The organism is Acinetobacter sp. ANC 3929 (assembly GCF_000369405.1).
In the GTDB taxonomy this organism is placed as follows: domain Bacteria; phylum Pseudomonadota; class Gammaproteobacteria; order Pseudomonadales; family Moraxellaceae; genus Acinetobacter.
In genome coordinates, this window is record NZ_KB850000.1 from 918832 (window position 1) to 934636 (window position 15805).

A 15805-nucleotide genomic window follows, 5' to 3' on the forward strand; every position below is an offset into this window, starting at 1 on the left:
TCTCGATATAAACAATTTATGAAATCGTATGCACTATGCAATGCGATTGTGACTATTTTATGACAGAAAACAAAACTGTCTATTCCATCAATTCGGCTTATTTAAGATATATACATCATTTTTGATTATAAGTGCCATACTTCTTTTGGCGAATATTCAATAGAAATAAAAAAAGAGCACTGTTTCGTGCTCTTTTTCACTACTCGCTTTAACTTAGTTAAAAGTTTTGAAACGTGCAGAATCATCCATATACGTTTTATCGCCTGCCGCTGCTTCGATTGAACCGAATACAAGCTGAGCACGTAATTTCCAGTTCGCTGGAATATCAAAAGTTTCAGCAACTTCTGCATCAACAATTGGGTTGTAGTGTTGCAATGAAGCACCTACACCAATTTCAGATAATGCAGTCCATGTTGCAAACTGAGCGATTGCACTTGAATGTTCAGACCATACTGGGAAGTTATCTGCGTATAGTGCAAATTGCTCTTGTAAACCTTTTACAACATCTTGGTCTTCATAAAATAACGCTGTACCAAAACCAGCAGCAAAGCTATCAATTTTTGCGCTTGTATTTGCAAAAGCTTCTGCAGGAACCATTTTACGTAACGTTTCACGTACGATTTCCCAGAATTTAACATGAGAGTCACCATACAACGTCACAACACGTGATGTTTGTGAGTTGAATGATGATGGGCTTTGTTTTACTGCTTCACGGATTGTTTCTTCAACAGTTGTTTGATCAACTGTAAGATTTTTACCAATCGCATAGATGGTACGACGAGATTTAATGCTATTTAAGAAGTTGCTCATGTTGTTATTCCTACCTTGTGCCATTTCGGCGTTATCTTGGATTGAATGTAGTGTATAACGACGCATTTTTTAGGAATAGCCCAAAAAATATGACAGATCGTTCTTTTTTTGAAACAGTCTAATTTTTTATTCTGAATAAAAAACTCCACATTCCGTGGAGTCTTTTTTAACATAATTTAATTACTTATCTGTTTCAAATAATGCAGCCACAAATGATTTAGCAGAGAAAGGACGTAAATCATCAATCTTCTCACCCACACCGATATAGCGAATGGGTACGTGAGTTCGGCTTGCAATATTAAATAACACACCACCTTTTGCCGTACCATCAAGCTTGGTAATGGTAATCCCTGTTAAACCAACAGCTTCATCAAACAACTGCACTTGGTTAATCGCATTTTGACCTGTGCCTGCATCAACAATCAGCATAATCTCATGAGGTGCAGTAGCATCAATTTTTTGCATGACACGTTTAACTTTTTTCAGCTCTTCCATCAAGTTGGCTTTGTTTTGCAAACGTCCAGCCGTATCAGCGATCAACACATCGATGCCTTTAGCACGTGCACTTTCAAATGCATCAAAAATAACCGAAGCACTGTCCGCCCCATGACCTTGAGCAACCACAGGGATATCATTGCGTTCACCCCAAATTTGAAGTTGCTCTGTTGCAGCTGCACGGAAAGTATCGCCCGCTGCCAACATCACTTTTTTGCCTTCGCCTTGTAAACGCTTTGCCAATTTACCGATGGTTGTAGTTTTACCTACACCATTTACTCCGACCATCAAGATCACATAGGGTGATTTATTAGGATCGATATGTAATGGCTTAACGCGTGGTGCCAATAAAGCGACTAATTCTTCTTGCAATGCTTTGTACAAAGCATGGGAATAGATCAAATCACCACGAGCTGTTCTTTCAGTCAAGTTCGCAATAATGGTTTTGGTTGCATCTACACCAATATCAGCAACCAGCATTTGCTCTTCAACTTCTTCTAATAACTCGTCATCAATCTCTTTACCACCGATCAAGATATTGACCATACCATCGGTGAAACTACGACGTGTTTTAGTCAGACCATCTTTCATGCGGCCAAAGAATCCCGTCGCTTGGGGTTCTTCTTCAACAGCAGGTGCTGTTGCAGCAATCGTTACAGGTGCTGGGGTCTCAACTGTAGTTTTTACAACTGGCTCATCAATAATGGGAACATCGACAGCAGGTAAATTCGGTAATGTGACATCATCATCACCAATGTCAGCATCTATCAAGAATTTATTTTGCATATTCGATTGCTGTTGCATGTCGATTCCTTGAGAATAAAGCAGCTTTTAAAAAAGACCGCTAGTCTAGCATAAATTGATTTCTTTTTTCCGACAGAGGCAAACCATTCATTTATAAATAAAAATGAATCGTTTAAAACTCACTCATCTTCTTTTGCCATTGCCGGGTATTGTTTAATACGATTTGATTCAAATTGGTAAGCACTTAAAAGCTTTAGATAATCTACACGTCGAATTTTAGCCTGCTCCAAAATATCTTCGGCCAAATGCTGTGTTCTAGGATGGCTCGCTTGGTGTGCATACTGAATGACTTTTTGATACTGCACTGTATTAATTGGGCGTTGTAAGGCGTTATACGCAAGTATAAAAATAGGCAAAATAATAATACCGACCAAAACATTATAAGTTTGGTCCAACTTAAATCCTAATTTGGATTGCATAACCTTCTGTTTAAAAATTATAGACAACATAATCTACCTCGAATTAGAGGTAGTGTAAGTCTCTGATTCGCTAAGGACAAGCACAACGTTCAATAAGTCACAATTCCACAACTTATTGAACGCACACTACTTTAGCAATGGTTAACTGACTAATGTACGAACAAATGAAAAGTACAAAATAAATGCAATGATGACCAAGGTAATAAAAATGGCAAACATTCCTACGCCACTTTCTGCGTCTGCTGGATGTAAATCATCATCATCGGCAATATTTTTCAACTCTCCATCATAGATCCGATAAAACTGATCCTTTTGTTCAGGACTTAAATGACTGGCAAAGTCATACACACGTTTACGTTGTGCCAAGCAGTAATCACCCAAGTGAATTTCCTGATGGAAAATGGCTTCATCAAGTAATTGACGATGATGATGAGCTAAAGCAATAATTTGACTTTCTAATGGTGGAACATCCACAGTTACGCCATCAATGACATTGGACATGTTATTCTCCTTTTCTATTATTCTCACTTTGATTTTACTTAAAATTATTTGCGACAAATGTTTAATCGTGTAAGATTTTATTTACGTAATGACACCGAATATATTTGACAATTCAATCAATTTTGTCATAATAATTTAACAAATCTAAGTTAAAGTAGCTTAAATTCAAAGTAGAGTAACTTTGAATAGAATTTGCGGTAATCATAATTAAAATAAGGAGTTATATATGATTCAACAATTTACACACCATGAACTAGAGCATGTATATGCAAATGCGGTAAATACAATTCAATCGCAAAAAAACTTCCAAGATGCAGTGAAAGAGCTTGAAGAAGTAGCTAAAGCAGGTCACGGTAAAGCGGCATTATTTTTAGCAGAGTTGTATTATCAAGGCTTCCGAGTAGAACGTGACTCCTTGAAAGCACAGTATTGGCAGAAGATGGCAACCTTACAAGCATAATGAAACGTCACTTAGGTGGCGTTTTTTAATACCTACATAAAACGTATTAACATCATCCTTTCACATTCCTAACTTGCGCTACACCAAAGCTTTAGTCGCTTTGTCTTGCTCAGGTGGCGTTTTTTAATGACTGCATAAACCTATTAACATAATTCTTTCACATTTCTAACTTGCGCTACACCAAAGCTTAATCGCTTTGATTAGCTCAGGTGGCATTTTTTCATACCTCCATAAACCTTATGAAGATATTTATCTCCACTTTGTTTAACTTACGCTGTGTCAAAGATTTAGTTGCTTTGATATTTACAATATTTGCTTACGATTTAGATCAATTGTTTAAACATAACTGCCATCTATCTTTCTTATAATAAAACATAAGTTTAAGAATATTAGTTTAATAACATGTATCGTTTTAGCCATTTCCAACCGGTCTCACGTGAGTTGATGTTCAAAATTTCAATTCTAAAAACAATGATGTATTGCGGCGTTCTTTGGGGTTTGTACCATCAAGGTTGGGCAATCAAATCAGATCAAGACGGTCATGTATTCCCTTTTTGGTTGAACGGCGTACAAGCACATCGTTACGCTAAAGCACACTGGAAAAACTACACACCGCGTAAGATTACGCCAAAAGATTTTCACGAATCATTACTTCCAACTTTAACCCGTTTACAAGTTGAACCTGCTTTATTTAACTCTTCGCAACGTAAATTTAAACTTTCAACCCAGCAAATGCAGCATTTCTTCTTTATGCCACATCAAGCAGCATTGACGGTTTAATTATTCTCTCTACAGCAATGATGACTTTTTAGACACTCATCAAGAAAAGTTATCATTGGAATGAAATTAGGGCTTTGCATTTAAAAAAAATACCGTTAAGTTAAATGAAAATGACAATACAACACAGGTGGATAAACAATGACAATCGTTGCTCAAGTCATCAAGAATAAAGCAGTACAATCAATTTTTACCATTTCACCGAATGCGACTGTACTTGAAGCAATTAAAATTATGGCAGAAAAAGGTGTTGGTGCTTTAGTTGTCGCTGAAAACGAAACCGTGGTAGGTATTTTTTCTGAACGTGACTATACCCGTAAAATTGCCTTGATGGAGCGTTCATCAAACAATACGCCTGTATCGGACATTATGACGTCAAAAGTGATTTCTGTAGGTTTAAACCATACGGTAGAAGAATGCCTAAACCTCATGACTGACCGTCATTTACGTCATTTACCTGTGCTTGATCAAGAAAAGTTAGTTGGATTTATCTCTATCGGAGACCTGGTCAAGGCTGCGATGGATGATCAACGTATTCTGATTGAGCAGCTTCAACAATACATTTCTGGTTGATTTAAGAAACAAATTAAAAAAGGGCAAATCAATTGCCCTTTTTTATTGTCTCGGCTATGTCAATTATGCTTTCAGAAAGTTCTCAATGACTGGAACAAGGCGTTGTAGTAACTCATCTGCTTGCGCTTGTGTCATGTTTAATGGTGGTAATAAACGTACCACTGAACCTGCCGTTACATTAATGATCAACTTATATTCATCACGTGCGATCGCTACCAATTCAGCACAATCTTTTGGTAGTTGAATACCGATCATCATGCCAAAGCCACGCACTTGAACATTGGAATCAGCCAACTGTGCTCTGAGCTGATCGACAATATAAGCACCGACTGTAGCAGCGTTCTCAACAGCATTTTCCTTTTCCAAGGTATCAAGCACGGTATATACCACACGTGAACCTAACACAGTTCCACCATAAGTTGAACCATGACTACCTGCACCCAATAACCCCACCGCTTTACCTTGTGTCATGACTGCACCAATTGGAAAGCCGTTGCCCAAGCCTTTTGCCGTCGTCATTACATCGGGAATAATGTTGGTGTGTTGATAGGCAAAGTATTTACCTGTACGGCCATTACCTGTCTGGATCTCATCCAGCATCATCAACCAATTATGTTGATTACATAGCGCACGTACATCTTCTAAGTAACTAAACCCTTGTGGTGCAGTATTCACGCCACCTTCACCTTGGATAGGTTCAATCAGGATGGCAACGATATCTGGATGGTTGATTGCTGCTTCTTGAATCGCTTCGACATCTCCAAACGGTACACGAATAAAGCCTTCAACCAATGGCGCAAAACCTTCTTGAACTTTTTTATTGCCTGTTGCAGATAAGGTTGCCAAGGTACGACCGTGGAAAGATTGTTCTGCGACTAGAATTTTCGGGTATGCAATGCCTTGTTGTGCACCAAACTTACGTGCAATTTTGATCGCACCTTCATTGGATTCTGCACCACTGTTGGAAAAGAAGATTTCTTCCATACCTGAAACTTCAGCCAGTTTTTGTGCCGCAGCGGTTTGCCAAGGAATTTCATATAAGTTGCTGGTATGTACCAAAGTCGCAGCTTGTTCAGCAATCGCTTCTGCAATCACAGGATGTGCATGTCCTAGACCACACACAGCAATCCCTGTTAACGCATCTAAATATTCCGTACCCTCTGCCGTATATAAATACGCCCCTCGTCCTCGTACAAAGCTGATCGCTTGGCGACCATAGGTTGCCATAAGGTGTGATGGTTGATCAGGTTGCATAGGAGCAAGAGTGATATTAGTCATAACAAACTCAATCTATCAGTAGTTGTGGTCAAAAAAGTTATATAAGCAAAAACTTGCGTAGATTGAAAGCGTAAAGTCACATTTATATAAGAAAAATCTTTATCAATCCTCCGCCAAGCTATTTTTTTAGGTATATAATGCATGCAGATTAGTTGAGGATCTATCTATGACGGAACAAGCGCGTGATACAGTAGCGTTAATTCGTGATCAAATTGCGAAACACCCTGTTTTACTTTACATGAAAGGCACTCCACAATTCCCGCAATGTGGTTTTTCTGCTCGTGCAGTTGAAGCACTTAGCCAAATTGGTCGTCCATTTGCCTATGTAAATATCTTGGAAAATCAAGATATTCGTGCAACTTTACCTCAAATTGCGAACTGGCCTACTTTTCCACAATTATGGATCAATGGCGAGCTCATTGGTGGTAGCGATATTATGCTTGAAATGTTCCAAAATGGTGAGTTAAAACCATTAGTTGAACAGTACAGCCCAGCGCCTGAAGCATAAGCTGTTAAGTAAAAAGCCAATCAAATGATTGGCTTTTTTATTGGCGTAGATTTAGTTCTTGCTAAAACCAACGTAACGAAATAACCCCTCCACACCCAAATCTGCTTTATAAATGTGCATATCGGCATAGTGTGCTTGAGAGACGCTGGCAAAAACATTCATATTTGGATCTTCATGAATTTCATCGACCGACTGCGGTAGAACCTCTTCAAAACGATCAGCAATAAATTCAAAACCTAAATCCATTGCCATAAATAGCGTATGCTCACACGGTTGAATATACTGCTCCTGATTCCAGTCTAGAACAGCATGCTGGCAAAATGGGCAGTGAATGTTTTGAGTCGCATCGACAATATTGATGAGTTGGTATGACATAATACTAAAGCATAAAAAATTTCAGCCAGTTTAAAAGAATATGACGCGCTAATCTATCTTGAAGCGGAGGATTTAGCTGATGGCGACACTAGAACAAGCGATTGCATTTGCCGCACAACAACATTCAGGTCAAGTCGATAAGGCCAATGTACCCTATATTTTGCATCCACTCAGGGTCATGCTGAATGTACCTAGCATTGAACATAAAATTGTGGCCGTATTACATGATGTCTTGGAGGATACCGAAACAAGCACCGATGACCTATATCGTTTAGGCTTTCAGCCACAGATTATCGACGCGATTGTTGCACTGACTAAACAAAAAGGTGAATCTCGAATCGAAGCAGCCCAACGAACTGTACAAAATCCATTAGCGCGTGTTGTGAAATTGGCAGATATCACTGACAATATGGACTTATCTCGAATTCCATCGCCAACAATCAAAGATTTTGAGCGCATGAAACAATATCAACAGGTTCGAGATATATTATTAGCCCATAATGTTTAATAATCACGTTTATACTCATTTAACTTGATTACAATAAGCTGGAGTTTATAGCGTAATGCTAACGGATTTAGATGATTTTTATTGCTTTGCACTGGTTGTGGAACATGGTGGCTTTAGTGCTGCTGAACGCGCAACCGACATTCCTAAATCCAAACTCAGCCGTAGGGTTTACAATCTTGAAGAACAACTGGGTGTACGTCTGATTCAACGCAGTTCGCGTCATTTTGCAGTGACTGATATTGGGATGGATGTGTATCGCCATGCGCAAGTAATGATGAATGCAGCGCAAGCCGCGCATGATGTCGTCAATCATTTAAGCAGCCAGCCACGTGGTGTCATCAAAGTGAGTGTGCCTGTTGATATTGCTCAAAACCAGATGGCAAAAATCCTACCTGCCTTTTTGAAGAAATATCCTGAAGTGCGGGTGCAGATGATGATCAGCAATCGTCGTATTGATGTGATTAATGAAGGGATTGATCTTGCGTTGCGTGTTCGCTCTAAATTAGATGATGATCCGAACCTTGTACTGCGTCAATTTGAAGCAATCGAACAACGTCTGTTTGCCAGCCAAGCCTATTTAAATGAGTTTGGTCATCTCACCACTCCAGAACAACTGGCTGAACATCGTATTATCAGTATGGCTGAAGATCATCTCGATCAACAATTCTTGTTGACAGGCCCAGACCATCAACAGAAGAAGATTAAAGTAAACCCTGTGATTATGGGTTCAAATTTACTGATGCTGGCTGAGTTAGCCACTCAAAATTGCGGAATTGCCTTGCTACCCGACAGTATTGCTCAAGACTTTGTGAAAACAGGACAACTCGTAACTGTATTACCCGAATGGACTGCACCACATGGTATTTTCCATGCAGTTTATCCATCGAGACGCGGTCTATTGCCTGCTGTTCGTGTTTTTATTGATTATTTGGTTGAACAACTCACCCAATGCTCGACGAAAAAAAAGCGCGATTAGAAATCGCGCTTTCACTGATCATGCCAACTTAAACAGCTGGATAATGTCCTGTACCATTCGGCCATGGCGTTAATAATTCAAAGCCATCATCAGTGACAGCAACCATATGCTCCCACTGAGCAGACAATGATTTATCTTGTGTCACCACAGTCCAACCATCATTCAGCTCTTTTACATGTCGTTTGCCCGCATTGACCATTGGTTCTATGGTAAATACCATCCCTTTCTTCAACACCATCCCTTGGCCTTTCTGGCCATAGTGCAAGATGTTCGGCTGTTCATGGTAAATACGGCCAATACCATGCCCACAGTATTCACGCACAATGCTATAGCCTTCACGCTGCGCAACGGACTGGATTGCATAACCAATATCACCCAATGTTGCACCAGGTTTCACTGTATGAATACCTGCCAACATCGCTTCATAGGTCGTTTCAACCAGTTTTTTCGCGTCTGGACTTGGCTCGCCAACAAAGTACATTCGACTGGTATCGCCAAAATAACCATCTTTAATCACAGCTACATCGATATTTAAAATATCTCCATCTTGCAAAATCTTTTTTGCAGAAGGAATCGCGTGACAAACTTCTTCATTGACAGAAATACAGGTCGTCTTGGTAAAACCGTGATAGCCCACATTGGCTGGAATTACCTGCAACGTATTCACAATATAATCATTACAGATATCATCTAAATATTCAGTTGAAACACCAGGCTTGATATAAGGCCTGATCATTTCTAACACTTGTGCCGCTAAACGACCAGAGATACGTAATTTCTCTAGATCTTGTTCAGTTTTAATGGTCACAGTAGAAGCTCTCATTCGAGATTTTCCTTATTCATCAATCAGATTAAAATCACATGCAGAAAAAATAATATGGGGACTGCATAAAGTATTTCAATATTTGTACGCCTTCCCATTGAAATCTTCAATCTATTTAAGACTAAAAGATCATTTTTATTTTACATTTAATTTTGAGGGGCCGAATAAGTAAAAAAGATATCCTTCTGCCTTTTTCGAGTTTTGGAAAGCTTTTCAACACATTAGCTTTACCATGACTAATTATATGATTTTCATCATTTCTTTTTAGTCAAAAATCAACCAAATTTCACATAAATTAGTTTCAAAAGAACGCATTTTTGTTCTAAAATTCGCACTTTTATTTTATGCCTCCCTCTTTATGAATCAACTTCGCACAGGAGATATCATTGCTTTAGGTTTTATGACCTTCGCGTTATTTATTGGCGCGGGCAATATTATCTTTCCTCCAATCGTTGCTCAGCAGGCTGGTGAACATGTCTGGCTCGCTGCCTTCGGTTTCTTAATCACTGCAGTTGGTTTGCCTGTCATTACGATTATGGCCTTATCTCGCATGAAAGGTTCAATCGAAATCATCAGCTCTCCACTTGGACGGTTCTTTAGCTTACTCCTCACCATTGTTTGCTATTTATCCGTGGGTCCACTATTTGCAACACCACGTACCGCAACCGTTTCTTATGAAATTGGTTTTGCACCGTATTTTGGTACTTCAGGTAGTAGCCTTCTTATTTACAGTATTGTGTATTTTGCATTTGTGACCGCAGTTTCACTATATCCAAATAAACTACTCGATACTGTTGGCCATGTACTGGCACCGTTGAAAATCATTGCCTTGGCAATCTTAGGTATCGCCGCATTTGCGATCCCTACAGGTATGATTTCAGCACCAATCAACAACTATGTAAGTAGTCCTGTTTCTGAAGGATTCGTTAGTGGTTATTTGACCATGGATACCTTAGGCGCACTGGTATTTGGTATCGTGATTATTCAAGCGATCCAATCACGTGGTGTAACCGACACAAAACTGATTACCAAATATGCCATTATCGCAAGTTTGATTGCGGGTGTTGGACTGACACTTGTGTATATCAGTTTATTTAAACTTGGCTTAGGTAGTCATGAAGTTGCACCGAATGCAGCCAATGGCGCAATTATTCTGCATGCTTATGTACAACATGCATTTGGTGATTACGGATCTTATTTCCTAACCATCTTAATCTTTCTGGCATGTATGGTCACTGCAATTGGCCTCACCTGTGCTTGCGCTGAATATTTTACCGAATTAACAGGCTTATCTTATAAGTTGCTTGTGTTTATCCTGACTGGCTTTTCTTTGTTGATTTCTAATTTAGGTCTAACAAAGCTGATTGCGATTTCTGTTCCGGTACTCAGTGCAATTTACCCACCAGCGATTGTCGTGATTATGTTGAGCTTCTTCTGGAAACGCTGGAATAATCCATCTATCGTGGTTGGATCTGTGACTGCCGTTGCTTTCCTTTTCGGTATTTTTGAAGCGATTAAAGCTGCTGGATTTACAACGCAATTACCGACTTTTATTCAACATTTGCCATTAAATGAACAAAATCTTGCATGGTTACTGCCATCGCTGATCGTTCTTGTCTTTGCAATTGTGGTCGATCGCGTATCGTCATCTAAAGATTAAAATGATTTGTCGTTAAAATGATGTTTTACCCAAACATGATTTTAGCTATACAAAAAATGTTCTTTTATCCAACGCTCATTTTTTGTTTACGACAAATCTTTCTTTTCTTGATTCAAAGACAATACATTAAATATGGCTCAAATATGCGTTTTTTGATTTAAAACGACTATTTTATTCAGATAAGGTCATTAGCAAATTTTTCAAAATGTAAAAATAATGGTCAACATTTAACTAAAAAATAGTATAAATTAATATAAAAAATACCTAAAAGTTATATAAATCAATACATTCAAAAATTTATTTTCAAAATAGTCACTATCCCTATTGAAATGCTCAGAAAATAGCAGTACAACTTAAAAAACAATTCAGACAAAAACACATGGTTTTGTCGTCACAACAAGGAGGGATGGAGATGTTATCAATACATTTCAGCAAGCAAGTCTTCATTAACACTCTGAAGGCAAATGATTCAATCGTATATGCAACAACAACGCTTGCCTTAATGGTCACGTTGTTATTTCAAGGCACAATTAAAGGTAATTTAAAACCCGAATATTTTGCATATGCATTGATTGTATCTCTGGCCTTTTGTATGTGGGCGATCGTCGATCGAAAGTTTCGACAGTTAAGCGCAGTGCGCCAAAAAAATTCTTTAGGAAAAATGGATGAGTGATCATCCATTTTTTTAATGTAAAAATTGAAGAATCGTTCCCAATACTAAAATCCCAGTTGTACCCAACTCTACGATAATTAAACTCAACATCATCAATGTCATACACCATGCCGGTAATGTCCATTTCCCCATTTGATGCGGCTGTTTGAATTGATTGGTGGTATCTTTTAATAGTCCATGCAAAATATAAATTAAAATCGACATCGCAAAGAAGAATAAGTTTGCAACAACACAAAATAATGCGATTGAATCAGGTAGAACTGTAAAAAAACTCAATGCTGCTAAAATTAGGCTGGCTGCCGCATAAAGCAGACTACTCCGATGAGCAATATCCACATAATAATGTGCTCTTGCCTGTGCTGTTTGTCTGATTTGATAGTATTTCCAAACCCCTGTTAGCATTCCCACCCACAGAAAAATCCCACTGAATACAATTGCAAGCTGTGTTGCACTGTTTAAAGCGTACATGCCATCCCCGAAATTAAAATATTCCTTTTGTGTGCGTATATTACATAAAATTTGACTTTTAAGTCATTTTTTAAACGAGTTTCTTTTTGGAACTTGTGTAAAGTAGAACAATGCACATAAAAGAGTATCTTTCTAATGAAGAGTTATGAATCTTTTTGGATTAGTTGCAAAGATGACTATCAACTTGCAGCTCAATTTTATCCTGCACAAGATCATACTAAACCTTACCCAATCTTGATTTGTCCAGCGACAGGAATTACTAAAAATTTCTATCACGCTTTTGCAAATTGGTTGAATCAGCAAGGTTATAGTGTTTTAAGTTTTGATTTTCGTGGTATTGGTGAATCTCTACATGGCCCACTGAAAGACTCTACTGCAAGCATCAATGACTGGGGAATTTATGATATTCCAGCCGCAATTGAGACATTATTAGATCGAACTCAGGCTGAAAAAGTGATTATTGTTGGGCATAGTGCTGGTGGGCAATTACTCGGGATTACTTCAAACTATAACAAGGTTGCTAAGGTTTTGGCGATCGCTGGCTCAACGGGTCATGTCAAAGGTTTGAAAGGTAAAACTAAAATCCTTGCGCCTGTCATGTTTAATGTTATTTTCCCAGTTTCTAGCTTTTTGAAAGGTTATGGTGCAACTCAATTTATTGGGATGGGTGAAAACCTACCTAAAAATGTTGCAAAACAATGGGCTGAGTTTTGCAGTAAACCTGGCTATGTGATGAATGCAATTGGTAAAAGTATCTTCGAAGACTATCATCAAGAGATTCAGTGCCCGATTACTTCTTTTTGGGCAACTGATGATGAGATTGCCACGCAAGCCAATGTCAAAGATCTTCTGCGCTTATACCCTAATGCACCCACTAAATTAGTTGAACTGAATCCACAACAATATGGCTATAAACAAATTGGACATATGTCGATGTTTAAAAAGTCACATCAAAAGCTATGGCCTGTAATGGAAAGTGAACTTAAACTTTAAAAATTTTCTGATACCACAACTTTGCACTTTACGCATCTAAACCTGTAATCCTGTTTAGGTGCGTCTTTTTATCTATTTAACCTCTGAAGTTATCTTGTTATTCCTTTAATATCCTATTTTGATTTACGACTATTCGCCCTTCGCACTAAATTTATATTTTAATTAACCCATCAAAGTCTATTGAAAGCTGCAAATTTTAAAATTTCATCGAAAAAATGTGATAAAGAATGTATTTATTCAACTTTTTAAAAAATTTTTATGTGTTATATTTTAACCAATTGATTAATTCAAATATTTGTATTAGCTATTTTTTTAAGCGTTATTTATTTTATAAATATATTGATTTCGTATATTTATGACATTTTAGACAGAAAATATTATAAAAATGTCACGTCAAAAATCGTATTTTTTTTCTACAATACGATTATTCTACAAATAAGCAGTAATGCAGGGCTGTAGGACAACCTTGAGGGAAAGACGACTGGATAGTACATCACTAATAGCTGATTTATGTGAATTTTATGATGACTTATTCATTGAGAATAAAGATAATTTCATCGTTATCTTTGAACAGATTTGTTAAAAAATGGAATGCTAAAAAAATCAGGAAATCGATTTTTTTAACAGGCAAGTTATAGACATTTCATGGAATCTAGGAGCGACTAGAAGTGGCTCCTTGTGCAAGTATAGGAAATAAGTGATGCCAAAAAAATATGCGCGTTTTTTACCTACAGCCGATTCATTTAACCTGGAAGACTTTCCTTTTTACTGGATTTCTCAAGTAAATGCTCAGTACGTTCAAAATATCGATAACGTGCTCAAAAAATATGGCTTAGACAATTCTCGTCGCCGTATTCTCATTGCATTGCATGTCAAACCACATGCCAGTGTGTCAGAGCTTTCCGACATGGTCATTTCAAAAATGTCGACCACAACCAAGATTGTTTATCGCCTCAAAGATGAAGGCTATATCGATACTTATTCGTGTAAGGAAGATGGACGTATCACTCGCGTCTACCTAACAGACAAAGGTCAGGAAATGATTACTAAAATCAATGATCTTACCTCAGTTATCCTTGAGCAATCATTTGATGGCTTAACACCATTGCAAATTGAAAAAACCATGGAAATTCTACGCCATATGTTTAAAAATCTTGCACGCTAAGCAACGAATTCAAAATAAAAAGGCTTCCCATGGGAAGCCTTTTTTGATCTCATTGATGCAAATATCCAGTTCAATCAAACATATTCAGTTGCGGTGTTATTTTTTCGATCTTCACTTTCGGAACATGCGAACACTCAAATTCCTCAACAGGAAAACCCTGCATAAACTCATAAAGCTGATGTGGTTGTTTTAAGCTCAACCATTCATCCAAACGCTCATGTGGAATAACCACCACTGATCGCTTTACATCTCCTGGCTCATGAAAATCTTTCATCATCGGATGGTCTATGGCGTCCATCGTCAGCATCGTCGCCGAACGAATGATTTGATCATTCAACTTTCTGATCTCATATAAGGCCGCGATAAAGAAAGCCTTTCCATCTTTACGACGTACGCCCCATCTTTGCGGCTTATGATCAATGTATTTACTTTCATAGAACTCATAAACAGGAATGACACCAAATTTGCACTTTGAAGCCGCCTCCAAGAAACTAGGTTTCTGAAAAATGGTTTCGTGTCGAGCATTGTAAGTATGCTTGGAAATATTGGTATCTTCCGACCACTTTGGTACCAAACCAAACAATACTTCCCGCCACTCCAGCCCTTGCTCCGATTTAAATAGCAACGGCGTTGTATAACTTGGGTAGACTTCTCCCCCATATTCAAATGGAATCAAAGGTAAACCAAGCTGTTGAGCCTGCTCGACTGTCAATGGTTTATAATTGGCGCACATAGTAGGTTGAGTATTTACCCTCAAAAAAGTTAAAAAAAGGAGGGATTAATCCTCCTCTTTCTAATTGCATAAATTAACCAAATAATTTTTTCATTTTTGCACTTAAACCATGGATAAAGCGGTGCTTGGCATTGGCTTTATCGCTGGTTAAAAAGTTAATCTGAATCGACTGACGTTGCCCTTCATAGGGTACATAACCATGCCAACCATTATCAGTCACTTTAAACGCAACTAAAGTACCTGGGCCCGCATCAATCTCTTCTACATAATCATCCATGTTCTTTTCATCATTCAAGATGCGTAGACGACCTGTAGGCGCATCCCAAGACTCATTTAGATAAATCAGGATGGTCAAAAGTTTTGTTTTTGAGTCAGAATGAATACGACCATCTTTTTGACGTGAATAACCACGTAAAGTGATCATCATTGGATGTTCCATCACATCTACACCAAATTTTTCAGTTAAAATTTGACGGAATTCTTTGGTATCTAAAGACTTTAAAAAGCGATCAAAATTAGGCTTAATTTCAACATCTTCAATGTTGTAGCTACCACCCTGTTCAATCTTTGGGAAATCCTGAATAACAGCTTTCACTTCGCTATCTACAATCGAATTTTCTACGACAAAGTAAGGGTACGGCGAAGTAGAAACTTGCGCTTGTTTTAAAGCATCTAATTTTAAAATTTGTGACATCGTTATGATTCGGCTAAATGATCAAACTGCGAGAATTATAACAAAAATTTCATTAAGATGATGTTTTATCCTGTTTTAGATAAATTGAATTCCAAAACTATGAAGCCGTTCA

General features: G+C 38.0%; 20 protein-coding genes. 10 read left to right on the plus strand and 10 right to left on the minus strand.

The genetic code is table 11. The features are described from left to right. Window positions 1–213 precede the first annotated feature (213 nt). The 4 genes from F909_RS04005 to F909_RS03990 all read right to left on the minus strand — a co-directional run bounded on the left by F909_RS04005 (window position 214) and on the right by F909_RS03990 (window position 3029). Entirely contained in the window at window positions 214–810 is a 597-nt protein-coding gene (locus F909_RS04005) for a nitroreductase family protein (RefSeq protein WP_032878116.1), read from the minus strand. A gap of 180 nt (window positions 811–990) precedes the next feature. Next, a complete protein-coding gene (gene ftsY, locus F909_RS04000) occupies window positions 991–2109 on the minus strand; it encodes a signal recognition particle-docking protein FtsY (protein ID WP_005153387.1) in 1119 nt (372 codons plus the stop codon). A gap of 119 nt (window positions 2110–2228) precedes the next feature. Continuing rightward, the gene (locus F909_RS03995) at window positions 2229–2558 is read right to left on the minus strand and encodes a hypothetical protein (protein ID WP_005153388.1); all 330 of its coding nucleotides are present in this window, start codon (window positions 2556–2558) and stop codon (window positions 2229–2231) included. A 111-nt stretch (window positions 2559–2669) separates the two neighbouring features. Next, window positions 2670–3029, minus strand: coding sequence for a hypothetical protein (locus tag F909_RS03990; RefSeq protein ID WP_004806721.1), 360 nt, complete (start codon window positions 3027–3029; stop codon window positions 2670–2672). A gap of 226 nt (window positions 3030–3255) precedes the next feature. Here F909_RS03990 and F909_RS03985 point away from each other — a divergent pair, with 226 nt between their 5' ends. From F909_RS03985 to F909_RS03975, 3 genes are all read left to right on the plus strand, one after another. Then, window positions 3256–3489 carry an SEL1-like repeat protein gene (locus tag F909_RS03985; RefSeq protein WP_004653777.1) on the plus strand — a complete coding sequence of 78 codons (234 nt, stop codon included), beginning with the start codon at window positions 3256–3258 and terminating at the stop codon, window positions 3487–3489. A gap of 402 nt (window positions 3490–3891) precedes the next feature. Then, window positions 3892–4269, plus strand: a complete 378-nt coding sequence (locus F909_RS03980) for a DUF2750 domain-containing protein (RefSeq protein WP_005153390.1) — start codon at window positions 3892–3894, stop codon at window positions 4267–4269. Between the two features lie 138 nt (window positions 4270–4407). Beyond that, entirely contained in the window at window positions 4408–4839 is a 432-nt protein-coding gene (locus F909_RS03975) for a CBS domain-containing protein (RefSeq protein ID WP_004806717.1), read from the plus strand. Window positions 4840–4902: 63 nt separating this feature from the next. Here F909_RS03975 and F909_RS03970 read toward each other — a convergent pair whose 3' ends face one another. Beyond that, window positions 4903–6117 carry an aspartate aminotransferase family protein gene (locus tag F909_RS03970; protein WP_005153392.1) on the minus strand — a complete coding sequence of 405 codons (1215 nt, stop codon included), beginning with the start codon at window positions 6115–6117 and terminating at the stop codon, window positions 4903–4905. 166 nt (window positions 6118–6283) lie between these two features. On the opposite strand from F909_RS03970, the gene grxD reads away from it, so the two are divergent. Continuing rightward, entirely contained in the window at window positions 6284–6625 is a 342-nt protein-coding gene (gene grxD / locus F909_RS03965) for a Grx4 family monothiol glutaredoxin (protein WP_004639270.1), read from the plus strand. A 51-nt stretch (window positions 6626–6676) separates the two neighbouring features. On the opposite strand, the gene F909_RS03960 is transcribed toward grxD, so the two are convergent. Continuing rightward, the gene (locus tag F909_RS03960) at window positions 6677–7000 is read right to left on the minus strand and encodes a hypothetical protein (RefSeq protein ID WP_005153394.1); all 324 of its coding nucleotides are present in this window, start codon (window positions 6998–7000) and stop codon (window positions 6677–6679) included. A 79-nt stretch (window positions 7001–7079) separates the two neighbouring features. On the opposite strand from F909_RS03960, the gene F909_RS03955 reads away from it, so the two are divergent. Next, the gene (locus F909_RS03955) at window positions 7080–7508 is read left to right on the plus strand and encodes an HD domain-containing protein (protein ID WP_005153396.1); all 429 of its coding nucleotides are present in this window, start codon (window positions 7080–7082) and stop codon (window positions 7506–7508) included. A gap of 55 nt (window positions 7509–7563) precedes the next feature. Continuing rightward, window positions 7564–8484: a LysR family transcriptional regulator gene (locus tag F909_RS03950; protein ID WP_005153397.1), complete on the plus strand. Its 921-nt coding sequence runs from the start codon at window positions 7564–7566 to the stop codon at window positions 8482–8484. Between the two features lie 28 nt (window positions 8485–8512). On the opposite strand, the gene map is transcribed toward F909_RS03950, so the two are convergent. Next, the gene (gene map, locus F909_RS03945; protein WP_005153399.1) at window positions 8513–9307 is read right to left on the minus strand and encodes a type I methionyl aminopeptidase; all 795 of its coding nucleotides are present in this window, start codon (window positions 9305–9307) and stop codon (window positions 8513–8515) included. A 358-nt stretch (window positions 9308–9665) separates the two neighbouring features. Here map and brnQ point away from each other — a divergent pair, with 358 nt between their 5' ends. Beyond that, on the plus strand, window positions 9666–10967 hold the full coding sequence (gene brnQ, locus F909_RS03940) for a branched-chain amino acid transport system II carrier protein (RefSeq protein WP_005153401.1): 1302 nt from the start codon (window positions 9666–9668) through the stop codon (window positions 10965–10967). Between the two features lie 412 nt (window positions 10968–11379). Continuing rightward, window positions 11380–11640, plus strand: coding sequence for a hypothetical protein (locus tag F909_RS03935; protein ID WP_004806700.1), 261 nt, complete (start codon window positions 11380–11382; stop codon window positions 11638–11640). A gap of 12 nt (window positions 11641–11652) precedes the next feature. Here the strand turns inward: F909_RS03935 and F909_RS03930 are convergent, their stop codons facing one another. Then, complete coding sequence (locus tag F909_RS03930) at window positions 11653–12108, minus strand: hypothetical protein (RefSeq protein ID WP_005153403.1); 456 nt, start codon at window positions 12106–12108, stop codon at window positions 11653–11655. 135 nt (window positions 12109–12243) lie between these two features. On the opposite strand from F909_RS03930, the gene F909_RS03925 reads away from it, so the two are divergent. Together F909_RS03925 and F909_RS03920 are read left to right on the plus strand one after the other, a co-directional pair. Further along, on the plus strand, window positions 12244–13101 hold the full coding sequence (locus F909_RS03925; RefSeq protein WP_005153404.1) for an alpha/beta hydrolase family protein: 858 nt from the start codon (window positions 12244–12246) through the stop codon (window positions 13099–13101). Between the two features lie 700 nt (window positions 13102–13801). Further along, a complete protein-coding gene (locus F909_RS03920) occupies window positions 13802–14266 on the plus strand; it encodes a MarR family winged helix-turn-helix transcriptional regulator (RefSeq protein ID WP_004653790.1) in 465 nt (154 codons plus the stop codon). A gap of 70 nt (window positions 14267–14336) precedes the next feature. Here F909_RS03920 and F909_RS03915 read toward each other — a convergent pair whose 3' ends face one another. Both F909_RS03915 and F909_RS03910 read right to left on the minus strand, forming a co-directional pair. Beyond that, window positions 14337–14999 (minus strand): SOS response-associated peptidase family protein, encoded by a 663-nt coding sequence (locus tag F909_RS03915; protein WP_005153405.1) that lies wholly within the window; start codon window positions 14997–14999, stop codon window positions 14337–14339. 73 nt (window positions 15000–15072) lie between these two features. After that, window positions 15073–15693, minus strand: a complete 621-nt coding sequence (locus F909_RS03910; protein ID WP_005153406.1) for a 2OG-Fe(II) oxygenase — start codon at window positions 15691–15693, stop codon at window positions 15073–15075. Window positions 15694–15805 lie beyond the last annotated feature (112 nt).